We start from the raw sequence: 20202 nt of genomic DNA on the forward strand, positions 1-20202 counted from the left end.
TCGCGATGGGGCCAGTACAGACAACAACCCTCTCCCTGCATAAGCGGATTCCCGCCCACACCCCCAGCCACAATGAGCGATTTTCCGCTCACCTAGCGCCATGCCCCCCTCTAAACCGGCCTTCTGCCACCTGGCACAGCTCCTGCTATAGCCCTGTCAGGCTGCGTTCCCACGCGCTCCACAAAAACAATTAAACGAAGGGATCCTTCAATGGACAACTCCAACGCCCTGCCCCTTGGGTCGGCTGCCGTGCCCGCCCGTGAAAGAACCACCGCCAGCCGGATCAAATCGATCTTCAGCGGCTCGGTCGGCAACATGGTCGAGTGGTATGACTGGTACGTCTACGCCGCATTCTCGTTGTACTTCGCCAAAGTCTTCTTCCCCAAGGGCGACACCACCGCCCAATTGCTCAACACCGCCGCGATCTTCGCCGTGGGCTTCCTGATGCGTCCGATCGGCGGGTGGTTGATGGGCCTGTACGCCGACCGTGCCGGTCGCAAACGTGCGCTGATGGCGTCGGTGTACCTGATGTGCTTCGGCTCGCTGATCATTGCCCTGAGCCCGAGCTACGAAACCATCGGCGTCGGCGCACCGATCCTGCTGGTCTTTGCCCGCTTGCTCCAAGGCCTGTCAGTGGGTGGCGAGTACGGCACCTCGGCCACCTACCTGAGCGAGATGGCGACCAAGGAACGTCGCGGCTTCTTCTCCAGCTTCCAGTACGTGACCCTGATCTCCGGCCAGCTCATCGCCCTGGGCGTGCTGATCGTGCTGCAACAGACCCTCACCACCGAACAGCTGTATGCCTGGGGCTGGCGCGTCCCGTTCGCCATCGGCGCGCTGTGCGCTGTCGTGGCGCTGTACCTGCGACGCGGCATGGAAGAAACCGAGTCGTTCACCAAAAAGGAAAAAGCCAAGGAAAGCGCGATGCGCACCTTGATGCGCCATCCCAAGGAACTGATGACCGTGGTCGGCCTGACCATGGGCGGCACCCTGGCGTTCTACACCTACACCACCTATATGCAGAAATACCTGGTGAACACCGTCGGCATGAGTATCTCCGACTCCACCACCATTTCTGCCGCCACATTGTTCCTGTTCATGTGCCTGCAACCGGTGATCGGCGGGCTGTCGGACAAGATTGGCCGCCGGCCGATCCTGATCGCCTTCGGCATCCTCGGCACGCTGTTCACCGTGCCGATCCTCACCACCTTGCACACCATCCAGACCTGGTGGGGCGCGTTCTTCCTGATCATGGCTGCGCTGATCATCGTCAGCGGCTACACCTCGATCAACGCCGTGGTGAAAGCCGAGCTGTTCCCCACCGAAATCCGTGCCCTGGGCGTCGGCCTGCCGTACGCACTGACCGTGTCGATCTTCGGCGGCACCGCTGAATACATCGCCCTGTGGTTCAAGAGCATCGGCATGGAAACCGGCTACTACTGGTACGTGACGGCGTGCATCGCCGTGTCGCTGCTGGTGTACATCACCATGAAAGACACCCGCAAGCACTCGCGGATCGTTACCGACTGACAGCCACGTCGGACAAACAGAAAGGGGCGCACCTGAACAGGTTCGCCCCTTTTCTCGTTCCACATATCCAAAGATTTATCTGACATTAATCTCTGGTTAATGCCTGGCTTCCATCCTCACTCTCAACAGAACGCAGTTCGCAACGCCGATGACGAGCCTCATTGACTGTTTTGCGCTGACGGACAACACATCGATTAAATCGATTTATTTAAGCACTTTTTTGCGCTTTTTAATCAAATTAACGAGCGTAATATGAACTCCACACCCAAGGCGCTAACGCCAAAACATTCTGGAGCACGACCATGAAAACCAAACTGATCATCGCCCTGACCCTGTCCGTACTGGCCGCCAACACCTTCGCTGCCGACGGCTTCGACCGCACCAGCTCGGCCATCGCCGCCGACGGTTATGACCGTACTAGCGCTGCCACCGTTGCTGCTGATGGCTTCGACCGCACTAACGGCGCCACCGTCGCTGAAGATGGCTTCGACCGTACTAACGGCGCCACCGTCGCTGAAGATGGCTTCGACCGTACTAACGGCGCCACCGTCGCTGAAGATGGCTTCGACCGCACTAACGGCGCCACCGTTGCTGAGGATGGCTTCGACCGTACTAACGGCGCTACCGTCGCTGAAGATGGCTTCGACCGCACTGGCGGCGCTACCGTCGCTGAAGATGGCTTCGACCGCACTGGCGGCGCTACCGTCGCTGAAGATGGCTTCGACCGCACTGGCGGCGCTACCGTCGCTGAAGATGGCTTCGACCGCACTAACACTGCTGCCATCAGCTAATCCGAGAACGACACCCTCACAGCCCGGCTTCGGCCGGGCTTAGTTATTTATGGGTCACAGGAAAACGGGCAGTCTTAGTCGAGCACAAAGTGAAAATCACTGAAGAACTAATGTGGGAGCGAGCCTGCTCGCGATGACATCATCCGACGCGGCAACGGTTGCGCGTCGTAAACAGCTATCGCGAGCAGGCTCGCTCCCACAGAGGTATCGGGCGCTCAGGTTTTGCTTGCTCGGCTGGAAATAACTCACCAACCCTTGCACTATCCCTTCGTTTTCAAACCATTCAGGACCCGGCCCGATGCCCGACGATATCCATTTCTACGAACCCGCCAACGGCCACGGCCTGCCCCATGACCCGTTCAACGCCATTGTTGGCCCGCGCCCCATCGGCTGGATTTCTTCCCAGGATGCCGAAGGCCGCCTGAACCTGGCGCCCTACAGTTTCTTCAACGCCTTCAACTACATTCCGCCGATCATTGGGTTCTCCAGCGTCGGGCGCAAAGACAGCCTGAACAACATCGAACAGACCGGCGAATTCGCCTGGAACCTGGCCACGCGCCCGCTGGCCGAGCAGATGAACCAGAGCTGCGCGATGGTCGCGCCAGAGGTCAATGAGTTCGAACTGGCGGGTTTGATGACAGCGTCGTCACGGGTAATCCAGGTTCCGCGCGTCGCCGAAAGCCCGGTGTCCTTCGAATGCAAGGTCACGCAGATCATTCAACTGCAGCGGGCGGACAAAGGGCTGGTGCCAAGCTGGCTGATCCTCGGCGAAGTGGTCGCCGTGCATATCGCCAAGTGGCTGTTGAAGGATGGGGTATACGATACCGCCGCCGCCGAGCCGATCTTGCGCGGTGGCGGGCCGGCGGATTATTTCCAGTTGGGGCCTGAGGCGTTGTTCAAGATGCATCGCCCTCGATAGAAGGCTGCACTGTGAGAGCAAGGCTTGCCCGCGATGCAGGCCCCTCGGTTCCCAAGACCGACCGCGTTGCCTTCATCGCGGGCAAGCCTTGCTCCCACAGCGTTAATCTCGTGGGTTCCAGAGCAACCCGCCCTCGTCGTCGACGCCCTTGAGGTGGGTCAGTTGCAGGGCTGCCGCTTCATCGGCTTTGACGGCGGTCTCGAAGGTCTGCTCTTCAAGGATCTTGTTGAAACGCGGCGCACCTGAGCCGCCGATGGCCTTGGTGGCGATGGCGGCATGGTAGCCGCCGCCTTCCTTGGGAACGACGGCGGAAACAGCTTCAAAGGTTTCAAAGGCTTTGCGTGCCATGTCTTGTGCATCCTGGCGGTGGAAAATGACGCTCATTAAACCTTCAACCGGCCAGTTTGTGTACCTGCGCCCGGCACCCTTCGGTCGCCTGGGCGGCGGAGACTTCCCTGAAGGTATGAAAATCCAGGCTGCTCACCACCAGGTCCTGCACCAGCTCGGCGAAAATCGCCATGGCCGGTGAATTGAAGTAGGCATCCATCGACAGCTGATTGACCCAGAGCCCGGACACCAGCCACAAATCAGCGTCGCATTGCGATTGCTGCAAGGCAAAGTGCAAGCAACCGGGAGCCAGGCGCGAGGGCGCGATCAGCGTACTCAGGCGCGCCCCCAGTTGCCTGGAGCAACCGGCACGGGCCCGGACGAAAGCCATGTGGCTGACGGGGATCTGTGTAGTCATGTTCAACCCTCCCAGGTAATCCGTTGTGCAGCCGGGGACAGGCTGCGACAGGATCAAAGGTTAAGCGCCACGACGCCAGTTTCGTTAGTCGATTCCTGCCGACCCATTGCACAATCCTGCGCATCGGTATCACAAAATTTGCCATCGATCCGGTCGAAACCAGGGAAGTTGAAACAAAAGGTTTCAAGCAAGTTTCCACAGCATTGCAGCGTCATGGCCCCTTGCGCCGTGCAGGATCAGGCAAGCTTTCAACAGGATGTTGCTACCGCTGCGCCTTGCACAAACATAAGCTTTTGTTCATCGCTCCCTATCGCCTGAGGATCCCGGCATGTCGCCACTCGACCACGCCCACGTCCCGCTGGACACGCACTTGGAACAACAGCGCGCCGAATTGGCGTCGATCATCGACCGCAACACCAGCGAAGACGGCAGCTATGCCACGGCCATCGGCTCGCTGAACCTGTCGCGCCACAGCAAGCCTCAAAAGTTCGCTCCGGTGCTGGCCCAACCGGCGCTGTGCATCATGGCCCAGGGCAGCAAACAGGTGCGCCTGGCGGATGAGCTCTTCAACTATGACCCGCTCCATTACCTGGTGGTCTCGGTGTCGATGCCGTTGAGTGGTTGCATCGCGGACGTTTCGCCGCAAGAGCCGATCCTCGCCCTGCGCCTGGACATCGACCCGGCGGAAATTACCGCACTGATCGCCGACGCAGGCCCCCTGGGTGTTCCGACCCGCCCCGCCGGACGGGGGCTGTATGTCGAACGCCTGGACACGCCGACGCTCGACGCCGTGCTGCGCCTGGCGCGGTTGCTCGATACACCGAAAGACATCGCCATGCTCGCGCCGCTGGTGCGCCGGGAAATCCTCTATCGCCTGCTGCGCAGTCCCCAGGGTTATCGGTTGTACGAAATCGCCATCGCCAACAGCCAGAGCCATCGCATCAGCCAGGCGATCAAGTGGCTCAACGGCCATTTCGAACAGCCGCTGCGCATCGATGACCTGGCCCGGGAAGTGAACCTCAGCGTCTCGACCCTGCATCACCGCTTCAAGGCCATGACTGCCATGAGCCCGCTGCAATACCAGAAGCAACTGCGCCTGCAGGAAGCCCGCAGGCTGATGCTCGCCGAAGGGCTGGAAGCCTCGGCGGCGGGGTATCGGGTGGGTTATGAAAGCCCTTCGCAGTTCAGCCGCGAGTACAGCCGGTTGTTCGGCGCGCCGCCGTTGCGGGATCTGGCGCGGTTGCGGATGACTGTTTGACCTGGGGTTTGTGTTGACTGGGCCGGCCCCATCGCGAGCAAGCTCGCTCCCACAGGGGTTCGCTGTTCACAACAATCAACTGTGGGAGCGAGCTTGCTCGCGATGAGGCCAGTAAAAGCACCTCATTTCTTGAACTCAGGCACCGAGCAACCGACACGCCTGCGCCGGTATGGTCACCGACACCGCATGCCCAATGCCCAGGTCCATGCCCTGGCAAGGCGTGTTCAGCGCCGTGAACGAGATCCCGGAACACTCCACCGTGGTCTCGACGGTCGCGCCAATGTCCCGCACGAACGTCACCTTGCCCAGCAACCGGTTACCCGCCGAGGCCTGGGGCGAGGACAGTTGCAGGTCTTCGGGGCGCACCAGCAACTTGATCTTCTCGCCAGCGATGACGCTATGGCTGGCCGGCACGTCCAGCGTGTCCCCGCCCGGCAGCCCGACCCGTCCGTTGCCCAGGGTGGTCGCCGGAAAAATGTTGCCTGAGCCGATGAAGTCGGCGACGAACTCATTGGCGGGGTGCCGGTAGATCTCGATCGGCGTACCGACCTGTTGCACCCGATGCTCCCCAGCACCACGACGATGTCAGCCATCGTCATGGCTTCGCGCTGATCGTGGGTCACCAAAATGGTAGTGATGTTCAACCGCTGTTGCAGTTGGCGGATTTCCACTTGCATCGACTCGCGCAACTTCGCGTCCAGAGCCGACAGCGGTTCGTCCAGCAGGAGGATTTTCGGCCGGGCGGCAATGGCCCGGGCAATCGCCACGCGCTGGCGCTGGCCGCCGGACAGTTTCGCCACGGGCCGGTCGATCATCGCCTGGAGCTGGATCAGTTCCAGCAACTCCACCACCCGCGCCTGTTGCTCGACCTTGCCCACGCCCCGCAGCTTCAGCGGATAGGCGATGTTCTCGCCGACGGTCATGTGGGGAAACAGGGCCAGCGATTGAAACACCATGCCGAAGTTGCGCAGGTGCGCCGGGGTGTGGCCGATGTCTTGGCCATCCAGGCGAATTTCGCCGCCGCTGAGGCTTTCCAGGCCGGCGATCATGCGCAGCAAGGTGGTCTTGCCACAGCCCGAAGGCCCGAGGAAACACACCAGTTTGCCCTCGGGCAAATGCAGGTTCACGTCCGTGACCGCGCAGGCCGAGCCGTAATGCTTCTCGACGTTTTCCAGTATCAGTCCAGTCATGTCTTCACCTCGAAATCAAAAGGAAACGCCGCCCTCGCCCACCAGCTTCTCCAACGCCCAGATCAACACGAAATCGATCAGCACGATGAGCACGGCAAACGAGAAAACGGTGGGGTCCAGCGACGACACGGTGCGGCTGTACATCCAGATCGGCACGGTCATGACATCGATGGTGTAGAGGAAATAGGTCACGGTGAATTCGTTGAACGAGACAATGAACGCCAGCAGCATCCCGGCGAGAATCCCCGACTTCATCAACGGCACCACCACATCGACGATGGCCCGCCGTGGTGTCGCCCCGAGCATTCGCGCGGCTTCTTCGACTTCACTGCCGATACCGAGCATGGCGGCGGTGCAGTTTTTCACCACGAACGGCAAGGCGAGGATCACGTGGGCAATGACCAGTCGCGAGGTGGTCATCTGGAATGGCAGGCTGTCGAACACCAGCAGCAGCGCCAACCCCAGCACCACCATGGGAAACACCAGCGGCAGCGACATCAGTTGCAACGCCACGGCCTTGCCACGGAACTCGCAACGGGTCAGCGCGTAGGCCGCCGGCACCGCGATCAGCGTAGCGAAAATCATCGTCAGGCAGGCCACCAACAAACTGGTGCCCATGGCCTGGCCCAGGCTCAGCACGTCGCTGGCATCCGGCGATACGAAGGTGTGCCACGCCGCCCGATACCATTGCAGGCTGTAGCTGCTCGGCGGAAAGTCCAGGTTCGCCGCGCCGCTGAAGGACATGACGATCATGGTCAGGATCGGCAGCACCGCCAGCAACAGGATGAAACCCGACAGCAGCCCCACTGCGCGCCCGGTTTCACCGGGCAACAGCGACTGGCGTTTTTTGCTCAACGCGGTCATTGAGAAGCCTCCAGCATCCGTCGACGACGGCCGGTGAAATATTCGGACAGGGTCATGATCATCAGCGTGGTGACAATCAGCACCACCCCTGCAGCGGACGCGGCGGGCCAGTTCATCAACGGGGCAATCTGGTCGTGGACCATCACCGCCAACATCGGCACCCGCCGCCCACCCAACAGCAGCGGCACGACAAAGCTGCTGGCGTTGTAGGCAAACACCAGCGTCGCGCCGGTAATGATCCCTGGCAGGCTCATGGGCAGCACCACTTGGCGAAACACCTGGAAGCGGCTCGCGCCGAGGGTGGCGGCGGCCTCTTCATAACTGCGGGCAACGCCACGCATGGCGCTGGCGATGGGCAGCACGGCCAGCGGGAAGGCCGTCTGGACCAGGCCCATCAACACACCATTCTGGTTGTACAGCAGCATGATCGGCCGCTTGATAAGGCCCAGGCCCATGAGCGCCTGATTGAGCATGCCGGCAGGGCCGAGGATCACCAGCCAGCCATAGCTTTGCAGCAGCAGGTTGACCAACAGCGGTAACAGCACCGCCGCCAGGAACACCCGCCGCAACAACGGCGAGGCCAGGCGCGACATGGTGTAGGCCACAGGGATCGCCAGCAGCACGGCGATCACCGCACTGATCAACGCAAGGCGCAAGGTCAGCAGCAGGGACTTGAGGTAATAAGGCTCCAGCAACTGCCCGTAGCTGGCGAGGCTGAACCCACTCCACTCCGCACCCTTGGTGCCGACGCTCATGCGCAGCACCAACAGGCTGGCAGCGATCAGCACGCCGAGAAACAACATCGACGGCGACAGGAACAGCCAGGCTCGGCGGGTGGGGGAAATCTCCCGGGGTGGACGCATGGGCGCGACACTCTGGTGATGGGTTAACGGTAGGTGTTCCATGGCAAGATCTCGTCAGTGGAAAACGACAGAACAAACACAATCTCAAAACAACCCAATTCCCTGTGGGAGCGAGCCTGCTCGCGAAGGCGACAGCACAGTCAGCATCTCCATCAACTGAACCACCGCTATCGCGAGCAAGCTCGCTCCCACACTGGTTCTCGGCTGGGCCGCAAGACCAATGCACACCCCAATGCCCCTGTGGGAGCGAGCTTGCTCGCGATGGCGACGGCACAGTCAGCATCTCCAGCAACTGACTCACCGCTATCGCGAGCAGCCCGCTCCCACACTGGTTCTCGGGCGGTCACAGAGGCCGCATTGCTGGGCAGCCGGTGTCTGGCATGCGTTTCAGGAAGAGAAAATTTCCGTGTACCGGCGGATCCATTGGTCATGCACCGTCGCCAGGAAGGCGTTGTCGTGCATGATCGCTTTGTCGGCGATTTGCTCCGGGGTGAGGATGTAGGGGCTCTTGCGCGCTTCGCTGGAGATGATTGCCTTGGCGTTGACCGGGCCGTTGAAGATGTCTTCGGCCATCTTGCCCTGCACCAGCGGGTCGAGGGAGTGGTCGATGAAGGCGAAGGCCAGGTCGGTGTCGCCCGGGCGGTTTTTCGGCATGACCGAGAGCATCAGGTCGGTATAGAAACCTTCCTTCATGCCGAACGTCGCCCCCAGGCTGTAGGCCGGGTCGCGGATCTGCTTGGGAAAAAACGCTGGCGCATACAAGCCGCCCATGTCCAGGGAGCCGGTGCGAAACAACTCGGCGATCTGGTTCGGGTTTTCCCCCAGAGTCACCACCCGGTCCTTGAGCTCGGCGAGTTTCTTGAAACCGGGCTCGATGTTGTGTTCGTCACCACCGGCCAGCTTGGCGGCGATGATGATCAGGTCCATGGCCTCGGTCCAGTTCGGCGGCGGCAGGAAGATGTTCGGTGCCAGCTCCGCATCCCAAAGCGCGGCGTAACTGTCCGGCGCCTGACTCAAGGTCCGGGTGCTGTAGACCAGGCTGTTGCACCACAGCAGGTAACCAATGCCATGGCCGCCGGCACCCGTGCGGTATTGCGCCGGCACGTCAGCCAGGTTGGGAATGCGGTTGAGGTCGGGTTTTTCCAACAGCCCGGCGGCGGCCAGGCCCTCGGCGCCGACGCCGGCCAGGGTGATGATGTCGTACTGCGGCCGGTCACCACCAGCCTTGAGCTTGGCGACCATTTCCGAGGTACTGCCGGTGCGGTCGGCAATGACCTTGGCCCCGGTCTTGGCCTCGAAGGTGGCGGCGATGTTGCGCAACGCCGCCAGCCCGGTGTCATCGGACCAGGTGAGCAGGCGCAGGGTCTTGCCGACGAACCGCGTATCGCTGGCCCGGGCGCTGATGAAGGGCACGCTCATGGCGGCCGCCGCTACCGAAACCACACTTGCAGTCTTGATGAATTGACGTCTGTTCAGATCATGCTCGCCCATGGAGGACTCCCTTTATTCTTTTAAGTATGAGGTGGGTAAAAACCGTTGCGCCCGCACCGTTCGACGTCGAGCAAAGCCCCGTACAACAAGGGCTTCACCGCCGTCTGCGGCCATCCTGAGGTTGTGCAAAATCCCTGACTATCGAAAAAAACTCATTGGAGCCATGTTCCTGGCGCATGCCTTTTTTCGAGGCATGCGTGACCTGATAACGTGCCGTCAGACCGCCCGGATCACATGCTTGATTTCCTGAAACGCGGCCAATCCCCAGGGCCCCAATTCGCGGCCGAGACTGCTCTGTTTGTAACCGCCCCACGCCGCCTGGGGGAAAATCACCTGCGGCGCGTTGATCCACACCAGCCCTGCCTGCAAAGCGTTGGCCACCTCTTCGGCAGCCGCCGTATCACGGCTGACCACGCTGGCCACCAGGCCGAAACGGCTGTCGTTGGCCAGGGCGATCGCCTGCGCCGGGGTGCTGAAACGGCGCACGCACAACACAGGCCCGAAGATCTCTTCGCACCACAACGCACTGTCCAGGGGCACGTCGGTGAAGATTGTCGGCTGTAAAAAAAAGCCGCGCGGCAGATGCGCGGGTCGCTGCCCACCGCACACCAGCGTCGCTTCGGCGCTCAAGCCACGGTCGATGTGCCCCAGCACCCGCTGGTATTGCGCCTGGTTCACCAGCGCGCCCATCTCCACATCCGGGTCGAACGGGTCGGCCACGCGGATCGCCTCGGCGCGGGTCTTGAGCCGTTGCAGGAATTCATCGGCCAGTTCATCGGCGACCAACACACGACTGGTGGCCGAACACATCTGCCCGGCATTGAAGAAACCACCACCGCAGGCCAGCTCCACCGCCAGGTCCAGGTCGGCATCGGCCAGCACCAGCAGGGACGATTTGCCGCCCAGTTCCAGGCTCACGCCCTTCACCGTTTCCGCCGCCCGTTGCATCACCTGCACACCCACCGCATTGCTGCCGGTGAAGGAAATCTTTGCCACGCGCGGGTCCGCCGACAATGGCGCCCCAACTGCCAGGCCCGTACCGCAGACCAGGTTGAACACGCCGTCAGGCAATCGGCATCCGGCGATGATCGAGGTCAGCTCCAGCTCCGGCAACGGCGTGACCTCCGAGGGCTTGAGCACCACGCAGCAGCCGGCAGCCAACGCCGGGGCGAGTTTCCAGGCCGTGGTGACCATCGGGAAATTCCACGGCACGATCAGGCCGACCACGCCGCAGGGTTCGCGGCGCAGGCGTGCGCTGAAATCAGCACTGGGCAACGCCAGCGGGCTGTCTTGCCGGGCGTCCAGGCCTTCGGCCAACTCGGCGTAATACTCGAAGGTGGCGACCACATCGTCGACATCGATGGCCGCTTCGAACAGCGGTTTGCCGTTGTTGCTCGATTGCAGGTGCATCAACCGTTCACGAGCGTCCCGCACGCCAGCGGCAATCCGGCGCAGAATCGCGCCACGCTCGGCGCCGGTGGTGTTCGACCAGTGCGTGAAAGCCTGGGTCGCCGCGTTCAACGCCTGATCGACAGCGCCCTCGTCGCCGCCATAAACGGTGGTCAGCAGCGCTTCGGTCGCCGGGTTGATCACCCGCAGCGGTTGATCGCCGGCCAACCACTCACCGTTGATGTACAGCCCGTCTTGCGTCGTAGGGAAATTCATTTCGACACCTGCGCCATCCAGGTTGCCTGGTCGATTTCGATCAGCGTCGGGCCCTGCCGGTCGCAAGCGGCGAGCAACGCGGCGTGCAGTTGCGCCACGCCGTCGATGGCTTCGGCAGCGCAGCCCAAGGCCTTGGCGACGCCGATGAAATCCGGGGTGTATATGTCCACGCCCACCGGTTCGATGGCGCGGTTGACCATGTATTTCTTGATCTCTTCGTAGCCCTGGTTATTCCACAGCAGCACGATCACCGGCGTGCGCGCCTCCACGGCGCTGGCCAGTTCCGGCAGGGTGAACTGCAACCCGCCGTCGCCAATCAAACACACCACCGGCGGGCGACCGTGGCCCCGGTCCTTGCCACCTAGCCAGGCACCAATGGCCGCTGGCAAGGCGTAGCCGAGGGTGCCGTAGCCGGTGGATGAATTGAACCAGCGGCGTGGCTGCTCCGGGTTGAAGGTCAGGTTGCCGGTGTACACCGGTTGGGTCGAATCGCCGACGAACACCGCCTCCGGCAGCGCTTGCAAGACGGTGTCGAGAAACAAGGTCTGGGCACGGGTCGCCGCGTCCCAACTGCCTTGAAGATCCGCGCGCAACCGGGCGGCACGCGTCGCGCCCCAATCGTCACGGCGCTCGGCCAAGGGGTGCTGGCTCAAGGCGTCGAGCACGGCCCGGGCGGCGACGCGGGCGTCGGCCACCAGCGCCAGGTGCGGCGGGTAGTTGCGCACGGTCTGGTCCGGGTCGATGTCGATGCGCAGCAGCGCGCCGGGGATCTCGAAGCCGCCGGCAAAGGTAATGTCGTAGTCGGTCTCGGCCAGCTCGGTGCCGATGGCCAGCACCACATCCGCTTCGGCCACCAATGCGCGGGTGGCGACCAGGCTCTGGGTGGAGCCGATCAGCAACGGATGGCGGGCCGGCAACAGGCCCTTGGCATTGATGGTCAACGCCACTGGCGCGCCGAGACGTTCGGCCAGTTCGGTCAATTCGGCCGCCGCGTCGAGGGCGCCGCCGCCGGCCAGGATCAATGGCCGCTTGGCCGATGCCAGCGTTGCCGCCATTTGCGCCACGGCACTCGGTGCGGCACCGGCGCGGTTGATGTTCACCGGCACGCTGGCGAGCAGGGCATCGGCGTCTTCGACCAGCACGTCCAACGGAATTTCGATGTGCACCGGCCGCGGGCGTCCAGCCTGGAACACGGCGAACGCCCGAGCCAGCACGCCGGGCAATTCAGCGGCGGACATCAGCGTGTGGGAAAACGCCGCCACCCCACCCACCAATGCAGCCTGGTTCGGCAGTTCATGCAACTTGCCGCGCCCGCCGCCCAACTGGCTGCGCGACTGCACGCTGGAGATCACCAGCATCGGGATCGAATCGGCGTAGGCCTGGCCCATGGCGGTGGTGATGTTGGTCATGCCGGGGCCGGTGATGATGAAACACACGCCGGGCTTGCCGCTGACCCGGGCGTAACCATCGGCCATGAAGCCTGCGCCCTGTTCATGACGCGGGGTCACATGGCGGATGCTGGAACGGGCCAGCCCGCGGTACAACTCGACGGTATGCACGCCAGGAATGCCGAACACCTGCTCCACGCCATACGCTTGGAGTAACTTGACCAATACTTCGCCGCACGTCGCCATTGCCATTGCCTTTTTCTTGTAGTGTAAAGGGCCTCGCACAGCCTGCGGCGGGACCCTTTTTTGTCTTGGGAATGGCGTTATTGGAACGGTCCGACCATAGCGGCAACAATGGATAAAAAGTCATACTAGCCATGTCCTCACGTCATGGCTTGGATCCGAAATGAAACGACTTCCCCCGCTGCCGGCGCTGCACACGTTTCTGATCACGGCCCAATGCTGCAACTTCACCCGGGCCGCCGAACAACTGCACATCACCCAGGGCGCGGTGAGCCGGCAGATCGCCGGGTTGGAAGATCATCTGGGTTATGCGCTGTTCCAGCGCCAGGCACGCGGCCTGAGCCTGACCGCCGAAGGCCAGGCGTGGCTACCCCGAGTGCAGCAGGTGTTCAGCCTGATCGGCGAAGCGGTCGAGCAGGTCGGCGAAAAACGCCAGACCCTGCAACTCAAGGCTCCGACCTGCGTGATGCGCTGGCTGCTGCCGCGCCTGTTGCAATGGCAGAAGGAACGGCCGGACGTGCCGGTGGAACTGACCACCACGGTCAGGCACGGCGTGGACTTCCAGCGCGAAGCCTTCGACGCCGCGGTGGTCTATGGCCCACCACCTGACGCCTCGCTGGCGTGCGTGCATCTGTTCGATGAACAACTGACGCCCGTCTGCTCTCGCCCGATCCTGGAAGGCCCGGTGCCGCTGCGTGAACCCGCCGACCTGCAACAACACCTGCTGTTGCACCCCACCCGTGACGAGCGCGACTGGAACGCCTGGCTGGCGGCGGCCGATGTGCACTTGAGCAATGTCAGCAAGGGCCAGCATTTCGAAACCCTGGACCTGGCGATGTCCATGGCTTCCCAAGGCACTGGCGTGGCGATTGGCGACTGGTCGCTGATCGGCGACGACCTGAGCGCCGGCCGGCTGGTGATGCCGTTCGAACTGAAGGTCAAGACCGGGCTGGGTTATCACCTGGTACACCCGCACAAACCCCAAGTGTCGGGGCCGTTGCAGGAATTGATGGGGTGGTTGGTGGAGCAGGCCCAGGCGCGGTCCTGTGGGAGCAAGGCTTGCCCGCGATGAAGGCGACGCGGTCCTGATCATTCCCACGCTCCTGCGTGGGAATGCCGCCAGGGACGCTCCGCGTTCCGCTTCTGGAAGGTGACGCGGAGCGTCACGGGATGCATTCCCACGCAGAGCGTGGGAACGATCAAGATCAGAGCAGATTAGGCGCCTGCACCGGCTCGATCTGCGCCCAGTGCGACGTGTCTTCACGGTGCTGCTGCAGATACGGCAACACGCCCCCAGCAACGGCGCCTTGAATGCCTCCTGGAAACGATGGGCCAGGCCCGGGATCAACTTCAACTGGCTGCCTTGGATGTGCGCCGCCAGATGCACGCCGTGCATCACCGGCAGCAAAGGGTCGGCGGTGCCGTGGACCACCAGGGTCGGCACCCGCAGTTGATTGAGCAGCGTAACCCGACTCGGCTCGGCCATGATCGCCATGATCTGGCGCTTCACGCCTTCGGGGTTGAAGGCCCGGTCATAGGCCACGGCGGCCTGATGCAGCAATGCCTGGCGATCATCCACCACCATCGGGCTGCCCAACGCGGCCAGCAGATCGGCCTGCTGCTGCAGGGCCGCTTCGCGATTCGGCGCACTGCGCCGCGACAGCAACTGCACCAGCGCGGCGCTGGGTGCGGGCAAGCCTTCGGCACCGGAACTGGTCATGATCAGGGTCAAGCTTTCGACCCGCTGCGGCGCCATGGCGGCCATGTGCTGGGCGATCATCCCGCCCATGCTCACGCCCAACACATGGAAGCTTTGCACCTGCAAGGCGTCCATCAGCCCCAGCCCATCATCGGCCATGTCGGTCAAGGTATAAGGCGCGGCCACGGGCAAGCCGAGTTTGTAGCGCAGGGCTTCGAAGGTCAGGTTGGCGCTGCCGGGAGCCTGGCGCCAGGTGGACAGGCCGACGTCGCGGTTGTCGTAGCGAATCACCCGGAAACCCTGCTCGCACAGGGCGACCACCACTTCGTCCGGCCAATGGATCAACTGCCCACCCAGGCCCATCACCAGCAACAGCGCCGGATCCGAAGCACGGCCAACGCTCTGGTAGGCCAGGCTCACCTGATCCAGATCGACCCGTTGGGTCGCAACATTGATGTCACACCGAGAAGCCGCCATCGACGGCAGGCCGAAAAACAACGCGGCCAGGAAAATGAATACACGCATGAAGAAACACCGAAACGCAGAACCCCAGTAGAGCGCGAGTCTGATGAAGTTTGTTCAAGCGCGCTGCCACAGTTGCGTGACAGTTTGATGAAGATTGCCGAATGGTTGCCTGCGCGAAGGATATATCTGTGGGTAAGGATGTATCTGTGGGTAAGGATGTATCTGTGGGTAAGGATGTATCTGTGGGAGCAAAGCTTGCTCGCGATACAGGCACCTCGATTCCAGAGAAATCGCGCTGGCTTCATCGCGAGCAAGCTTTGCTCCCACAGGTACCCGCCCAGGCGTCAGCTTCAGGCCAGCTGGCTACGCAACTGCCGCGCCGCCGCCACCATGTTCACCAGTGCCGCTTCCGTTTCCGGCCAGCCCCGGGTTTTCAACCCGCAGTCGGGGTTGATCCACAGCCGCTCGGCGGCGATCCGTTTTACCGCCTTGCTCATCAGCGCAACCATCTCAGCCGTGTCCGGCACCCGTGGCGAGTGGATGTCGTAGACGCCCGGGCCGATGTCGTTCGGGTAGTCGAACGCCTCGAAAGCCTCCAGCAACTCCATGTCCGAACGCGAAGTCTCGATGGTGATGACATCGGCGTCCATGTCGGCGATGGCCTTGATCACATCATTGAATTCGCTGTAGCACATGTGGGTATGGATCTGGGTTTCGTCGCCCACCCCCGACGCGCACAAACGGAACGCGTCAACCGCCCAATCCAGGTACTCCTGCCATTGCCCGTGACGCAGCGGCAACCCTTCGCGGAACGCCGCCTCGTCGATCTGCACAATCTTGATCCCGGCCTTTTCCAGGTCCAGCACTTCGTCCCGCAGGGCCAGGGCCAGTTGTTGCGCCTGGACCTGGCGCGACACGTCTTCGCGGGGGAACGACCACATCAGCATGGTCACGGGGCCGGTGAGCATGCCTTTCATGACCTTGTCGGTCAGGCTTTGCGCGTAGCGGATCCAGTCGACGGTCATGGCGCTCGGCCGACTGATGTCGCCATAGATGATCGCCGGTTTCACGCAGCGCGAACCGTAGCTCTGCACCCAACCGAAACGGGTGAAGACGTAGCCGTCCAGTTGCTCGGCAAAGTATTCCACCATGTCGTTGCGCTCGGCTTCACCGTGCACCAGCACGTCCAGGCCCAGGCGCTCCTGGATCTGCACGGCATGGCGGATCTCGGTGTGCATGGCGTCCTGATAGTCGTTGGCCGACAGCTTGCCTTGCTTGTAGGCCTGGCGTGCCAGGCGAATGGCCGGGGTCTGCGGGAAGGAACCGATGGTGGTGGTGGGAAAGGCCGGCAGTTTCAGTCGGGCGCGCTGGCCTTCGATGCGTTTGGCAAACGGTGAACGCCGCTGGCTGTCCTGTGGCCCGATTGCCGCCAGGCGCGCCTGGACCGCGGGTTTGTGAATGCGTGCCGAGCTGGCGCGACTGGCCTGCACCTGGCGGCTGTCGGCCAAGGCCTGCTGCACAGCGGGGGCCTGTGGATCGTTCAGGGCATCACGCAGCACCGCGACTTCACCGCATTTCTGCACGGCAAAGGCGAGCCAGCTCTTGAGTTCCGGATCGAGGCGGTCTTCACGCTCCAGGTCCACCGGGCTGTGCAGCAGCGAGCACGAGGTGCTGACCCAGAGGTTGTCGCCAAAGCGCTCCTGGGCCGGTTGCAACTGCGCCAGCGCCTGTTCCAGTTCGCAGCGCCAGACGTTGCGCCCGTTGACCAGGCCCACCGAGAGAATCTTGTAGGTCGGCAGGCGGTCCAGCACCTGGCCCAGTTGTTCCGGGTCACGTACCGCGTCGATGTGCAAGCCGTCCACCGGCAGGCTCACCGCCAGGCCGAGGTTGTCTTGCAGGCCACTGAAATAGGTGGCCACGAGTTTTTTCAGCGGCGAGTACTGGAGGATGTGATAAGCCCGCTCGAAAGCGCTCTTCCAGGCTTGAGGCAGATCGAGGGTAAGGATCGGTTCGTCGATCTGCACCCATTCCACGCCCTGGGCCTTGAGGCGGTTGAGGATTTCCCCGTAGACCGGCAGCAGGCGCTCCAGCAGGTCGAGCTTGTCGAACGCCTCGCCCTTGGCCTTGCCCAGCCACAAGTAGGTCAACGGGCCGATGATCACCGGTTTGACCTGATGGCCCAAGGCATGAGCCTCGTCCACTTCATCGAACAACTGTTCCCAGCTCAGGGCGAAGGTCTGGTCGGCGGAAAACTCCGGGACCAGGTAATGGTAGTTGGTGTCGAACCACTTGGTCAGCTCCTGGGCGTATTGCGCCTGACCGTGGTCGGCACCGCAGCAACTGGCCGTGGCGCCACGGGCCATGGCGAACAGGGTGTCGAGGGTCGGCCGGCCCTGGGCATTCAAGGTACTGTGGAAACGCTGTGGAACCGCGCCCAGGGTCAAGGAGTGAGTGAGCACCTGGTCGTACCAGGCAAAGTCGCCGACGGGCAGCAGGTCGATGCCGGCGTCTTTCTGCAGTTGCCAGTGCCGGGCCCGTAGTTCGCGCCCCACCGCTTGCAGCGCGGCCGGGGCCAGGTCGCTCTTCCAGTAGGCTTCGAGGGCTTTTTTCAGTTCGCGGTCGGCGCCGATGCGCGGGAAACCGAGGGTGTGGGCCAGGGCCATGGTGTGCGTCCTCCTGTAAAAGATGGCGCCATTGTCGACAGCTGACCCTACATGAGACAAACTCAACCTTTTCGTGTTGATCACAAGTTTTACTCATGGAGCAACTCCGGTGCTTGAACTCCGTCACCTCAAGACCCTGCACGCCCTGCGCGAAGCCGACAGCCTGGTCGAAGCCGCCGAACGCCTGCACCTGACCCAGTCCGCCCTCTCCCACCAGTTCAAGGAACTGGAAGAGCGCCTGGGCATGCAGTTGTTCGTGCGCAAGACCAAGCCGGTACGGTTCACCAGCGCCGGCCTGCGCCTGTTGCAACTGGCCGATGCCGCCCTGCCCTTGCTGCGCGGCGCCGAACGGGATATCGCCCGCCTGGCTGGCGGCACCGCCGGACGGCTGCACATGGCCATCGAGTGCCATAGCTGCTTCCAGTGGTTGATGCCGACCATCGACCAGTTCCGCGATGCCTGGCCGGAAGTCGAACTGGACCTGGCCTCGGGCTTCGCCTTCGCGCCGTTGCCAGCCCTGGCCCGGGGCGACCTCGACCTGGTGGTGACCTCCGACCCGCTGGAGCTGGCCGGCATCACCTACGTGCCGTTGTTCACCTACGAAGCGATGCTCGCCGTGGCCAACCAGCATCGACTGGCGGGCAAGGCGTACATCGTCCCCGAGGACCTGATCAGCGAAACCCTGATCACCTACCCGGTGGAGCGTGATCGGCTGGACATCTTCACCCGCTTCCTGGAGCCAGCCGACATTGAACCGGCCCAGGTGCGCACCTCTGAACTGACGGTGATGATGATGCAACTGGTGGCCAGCGGTCGCGGCGTCTGCGGCATGCCGCACTGGGCCCTGCATGAATACAGCTCGCGGGGCTACGTGAAGGCCAAGCGGCTGGGGGAGAAAGGCTTGTTTGCCACGTTGTATGCGGCGGTGCGCACCGACATGCTCGACGCGCCGTACATGCGCGACTTTTTGCTGACGGCCAAGGACACGTCGTTCTCCACACTCGACGGCGTCAGTGCCGTGCGCTGAAGCACAGGGGGTTTCACTCGGTGTGCAAAATGACCATCCGTCTTGATCTCGCACTCGCCTGTCAGATCTGACAGGCGACACTCTTCTCCTTCGCGCTCTGATGGTGTCTGTCCCGAATCAGTTCAGGCACCGCAGCCGAGGAGAAAAAGATGAACAGCCTCCGCAACTCATCGCAGGCCGACGCAGCTCTTGAGCTGTGGCCCATGTACATTCCAGGATGGAAGACACCCGTACTGCCGACAGGGACCTACCACGGCGGCATTCCCCTGACCATTCACTCGCCGTCCATCCGACTGTACATGGTGATTGATCCGCTCAAGACACTCTCTAAACCACTGGCCATCGATGATTCCGTGGAGCTGTGGGTCAATGGCCAACCGACATCCGTGATCAAGATCATCAAGGTGGGCGAGGAGAACGACCGCATAGACATGGAATTGCCATGGGGATGGCTGGTGAACGGCGCAAATACAATGTTTTACCGAGTGACTCGGGTCAGCCAGAATCACGATGACTCGCTCCCGATCCTGGACCTGCTGTTTCATTACCCGCCATCCGAGATCACCGTCAGCCATCCGGCCAGCGCCAACCCCGCACAACCAGGCACGTTTACGTTAACCCGCAGCTACCCGCGCGAATATGATGGGGTGACACTGACCGTGGGGACTTGGAGTAAAACGATTCCCTATGTTCATCCCGCCAACCCAATCACTTACACGTTGACGGCCGCTGACCTTCAGCAGATCGGCGACGGCACGCATCCGGTGAGCGCCCGGATAGTTGATCAATTGGGCAACAGTAATGTATCGACGACGAGCTCCATCATCATCGGCACGGCACCGGTGGAATGGGAGGATCACTACACTTCACTGGCGGACGCTTATAACGGCTGGATTCCCTATCTGGCGGCTCGTTCCGGATCTATCCGTCAGCACGTCATGAACCATCAATTAGTAAACGCGTTTTTCAACTTCACCGACCAAGGCACCCCATACGGCTTCGCCGGGGTCATCCTCTATCAAGACTTCCTGTTCATTCCCGGGCAATACCAATTCACGTTCGAAGGAACCCATGTTGCCGACAACAGCCACATTCCGGGGCTGGTCAACCCGATCCTTTACCCAGATACCGACATGCCGCAATGGCGTGGCGTTCCCCGCCATGTCCCCAAGGATGGAGTCTGGTACGTGTTTTCAATCGTATTCACCATCATCGAAAGAGGGACGGTACGAATGTATATAAACAATGACCAGGATGGCAGTAACGGCAACGATTTCGGCATACGAAACATAAGAATCGTGCGATTGAACAGTGGAGCAGGAAGCATGAGTGCGCCTGCGCAGGAATCCGATTTGCCCGTCTATACCGGTCCACGGCCAGAGATCAAATACCCTTGACCGA

General features: G+C 62.2%; 15 protein-coding genes and 2 pseudogenes. 7 read left to right on the forward strand and 10 right to left on the reverse strand.

The window, feature by feature from the left end:
• Window positions 1-210 precede the first annotated feature (210 nt).
• From KI235_RS24010 to KI235_RS24020, 3 genes are all read left to right on the forward strand, one after another.
• Window positions 211-1530, forward strand: coding sequence for an MFS transporter (locus tag KI235_RS24010; protein WP_003205137.1), 1320 nt, complete (start codon window positions 211-213; stop codon window positions 1528-1530).
• A gap of 302 nt (window positions 1531-1832) precedes the next feature.
• On the forward strand, window positions 1833-2321 hold the full coding sequence (locus KI235_RS24015; protein WP_013694128.1) for a hypothetical protein: 489 nt from the start codon (window positions 1833-1835) through the stop codon (window positions 2319-2321).
• Window positions 2322-2619: 298 nt separating this feature from the next.
• Window positions 2620-3240, forward strand: a complete 621-nt coding sequence (locus tag KI235_RS24020; RefSeq protein ID WP_043042869.1) for a flavin reductase family protein — start codon at window positions 2620-2622, stop codon at window positions 3238-3240.
• Window positions 3241-3342: 102 nt separating this feature from the next.
• Here KI235_RS24020 and KI235_RS24025 read toward each other — a convergent pair whose 3' ends face one another.
• Both KI235_RS24025 and KI235_RS24030 read right to left on the reverse strand, forming a co-directional pair.
• Window positions 3343-3588, reverse strand: coding sequence for a hypothetical protein (locus tag KI235_RS24025; RefSeq protein WP_027912130.1), 246 nt, complete (start codon window positions 3586-3588; stop codon window positions 3343-3345).
• A gap of 43 nt (window positions 3589-3631) precedes the next feature.
• On the reverse strand, window positions 3632-3985 hold the full coding sequence (locus KI235_RS24030; RefSeq protein WP_027912129.1) for an antibiotic biosynthesis monooxygenase: 354 nt from the start codon (window positions 3983-3985) through the stop codon (window positions 3632-3634).
• A gap of 328 nt (window positions 3986-4313) precedes the next feature.
• On the opposite strand from KI235_RS24030, the gene KI235_RS24035 reads away from it, so the two are divergent.
• Window positions 4314-5243, forward strand: coding sequence for an AraC family transcriptional regulator (locus tag KI235_RS24035; protein WP_003205146.1), 930 nt, complete (start codon window positions 4314-4316; stop codon window positions 5241-5243).
• 135 nt (window positions 5244-5378) lie between these two features.
• Here KI235_RS24035 and KI235_RS24040 read toward each other — a convergent pair.
• The 6 genes and pseudogenes from KI235_RS24040 to KI235_RS24065 all read right to left on the reverse strand — a co-directional run bounded on the left by KI235_RS24040 (window position 5379) and on the right by KI235_RS24065 (window position 12950).
• Window positions 5379-6433: pseudogene (locus KI235_RS24040) on the reverse strand (ABC transporter ATP-binding protein).
• A gap of 15 nt (window positions 6434-6448) precedes the next feature.
• On the reverse strand, window positions 6449-7297 hold the full coding sequence (locus tag KI235_RS24045; protein ID WP_003205149.1) for an ABC transporter permease: 849 nt from the start codon (window positions 7295-7297) through the stop codon (window positions 6449-6451).
• On the reverse strand, window positions 7294-8202 hold the full coding sequence (locus KI235_RS24050) for an ABC transporter permease (RefSeq protein WP_003205151.1): 909 nt from the start codon (window positions 8200-8202) through the stop codon (window positions 7294-7296). The genes KI235_RS24045 and KI235_RS24050 overlap by 4 nt, the downstream gene beginning before the upstream one ends.
• A 345-nt stretch (window positions 8203-8547) precedes the next feature.
• Entirely contained in the window at window positions 8548-9651 is a 1104-nt protein-coding gene (locus KI235_RS24055) for an ABC transporter substrate-binding protein (RefSeq protein ID WP_053163215.1), read from the reverse strand.
• Between the two features lie 216 nt (window positions 9652-9867).
• Window positions 9868-11316 (reverse strand): aldehyde dehydrogenase family protein, encoded by a 1449-nt coding sequence (locus KI235_RS24060; RefSeq protein WP_039013829.1) that lies wholly within the window; start codon window positions 11314-11316, stop codon window positions 9868-9870.
• Window positions 11313-12950, reverse strand: a complete 1638-nt coding sequence (locus KI235_RS24065) for a 5-guanidino-2-oxopentanoate decarboxylase (protein WP_013694132.1) — start codon at window positions 12948-12950, stop codon at window positions 11313-11315. The genes KI235_RS24060 and KI235_RS24065 overlap by 4 nt, the downstream gene beginning before the upstream one ends.
• A 160-nt stretch (window positions 12951-13110) precedes the next feature.
• On the opposite strand from KI235_RS24065, the gene KI235_RS24070 reads away from it, so the two are divergent.
• Complete coding sequence (locus tag KI235_RS24070; protein WP_003205161.1) at window positions 13111-14019, forward strand: LysR substrate-binding domain-containing protein; 909 nt, start codon at window positions 13111-13113, stop codon at window positions 14017-14019.
• Between the two features lie 133 nt (window positions 14020-14152).
• On the opposite strand, the pseudogene KI235_RS24075 reads toward KI235_RS24070, so the two are convergent.
• Both KI235_RS24075 and metE read right to left on the reverse strand, forming a co-directional pair.
• Window positions 14153-15171, reverse strand: a pseudogene (locus KI235_RS24075) (alpha/beta hydrolase).
• A gap of 290 nt (window positions 15172-15461) precedes the next feature.
• Window positions 15462-17774, reverse strand: a complete 2313-nt coding sequence (gene metE, locus KI235_RS24080) for a 5-methyltetrahydropteroyltriglutamate--homocysteine S-methyltransferase (protein WP_039013832.1) — start codon at window positions 17772-17774, stop codon at window positions 15462-15464.
• A 109-nt stretch (window positions 17775-17883) separates the two neighbouring features.
• Here metE and metR point away from each other — a divergent pair, with 109 nt between their 5' ends.
• Together metR and KI235_RS24090 are read left to right on the forward strand one after the other, a co-directional pair.
• The gene (metR, locus tag KI235_RS24085; RefSeq protein WP_003205167.1) at window positions 17884-18801 is read left to right on the forward strand and encodes a transcriptional regulator MetR; all 918 of its coding nucleotides are present in this window, start codon (window positions 17884-17886) and stop codon (window positions 18799-18801) included.
• 149 nt (window positions 18802-18950) lie between these two features.
• On the forward strand, window positions 18951-20198 hold the full coding sequence (locus KI235_RS24090) for a hypothetical protein (protein WP_043042866.1): 1248 nt from the start codon (window positions 18951-18953) through the stop codon (window positions 20196-20198).
• Window positions 20199-20202: the final 4 nt, after the last annotated feature.

The organism is Pseudomonas sp. St386 (assembly GCF_018325865.1).
Classification (GTDB): Bacteria; Pseudomonadota; Gammaproteobacteria; order Pseudomonadales; family Pseudomonadaceae; genus Aquipseudomonas; species Aquipseudomonas brassicacearum.

Bases quoted from the DNA above. Each gene is read 5' to 3' on its own strand.
- KI235_RS24010 (WP_003205137.1), top strand. From the start codon at position 211: ATGGACAACTCCAACGCCCTGCCCCTTGGGTCGGCTGCCGTGCCCGCC.
- KI235_RS24015 (WP_013694128.1), top strand. From the start codon at position 1,833: ATGAAAACCAAACTGATCATCGCCCTGACCCTGTCCGTACTGGCCGCC.
- KI235_RS24020 (WP_043042869.1), top strand. From the start codon at position 2,620: ATGCCCGACGATATCCATTTCTACGAACCCGCCAACGGCCACGGCCTG.
- KI235_RS24025 (WP_027912130.1), bottom strand. From the start codon at position 3,588: ATGGCACGCAAAGCCTTTGAAACCTTTGAAGCTGTTTCCGCCGTCGTT.
- KI235_RS24030 (WP_027912129.1), bottom strand. From the start codon at position 3,985: ATGACTACACAGATCCCCGTCAGCCACATGGCTTTCGTCCGGGCCCGT.
- KI235_RS24035 (WP_003205146.1), top strand. From the start codon at position 4,314: ATGTCGCCACTCGACCACGCCCACGTCCCGCTGGACACGCACTTGGAA.
- KI235_RS24045 (WP_003205149.1), bottom strand. From the start codon at position 7,297: ATGACCGCGTTGAGCAAAAAACGCCAGTCGCTGTTGCCCGGTGAAACC.
- KI235_RS24050 (WP_003205151.1), bottom strand. From the start codon at position 8,202: ATGGAACACCTACCGTTAACCCATCACCAGAGTGTCGCGCCCATGCGT.
- KI235_RS24055 (WP_053163215.1), bottom strand. From the start codon at position 9,651: ATGGGCGAGCATGATCTGAACAGACGTCAATTCATCAAGACTGCAAGT.
- KI235_RS24060 (WP_039013829.1), bottom strand. From the start codon at position 11,316: ATGAATTTCCCTACGACGCAAGACGGGCTGTACATCAACGGTGAGTGG.
- KI235_RS24065 (WP_013694132.1), bottom strand. From the start codon at position 12,950: ATGGCGACGTGCGGCGAAGTATTGGTCAAGTTACTCCAAGCGTATGGC.
- KI235_RS24070 (WP_003205161.1), top strand. From the start codon at position 13,111: ATGAAACGACTTCCCCCGCTGCCGGCGCTGCACACGTTTCTGATCACG.
- metE (WP_039013832.1), bottom strand. From the start codon at position 17,774: ATGGCCCTGGCCCACACCCTCGGTTTCCCGCGCATCGGCGCCGACCGC.
- KI235_RS24090 (WP_043042866.1), top strand. From the start codon at position 18,951: ATGAACAGCCTCCGCAACTCATCGCAGGCCGACGCAGCTCTTGAGCTG.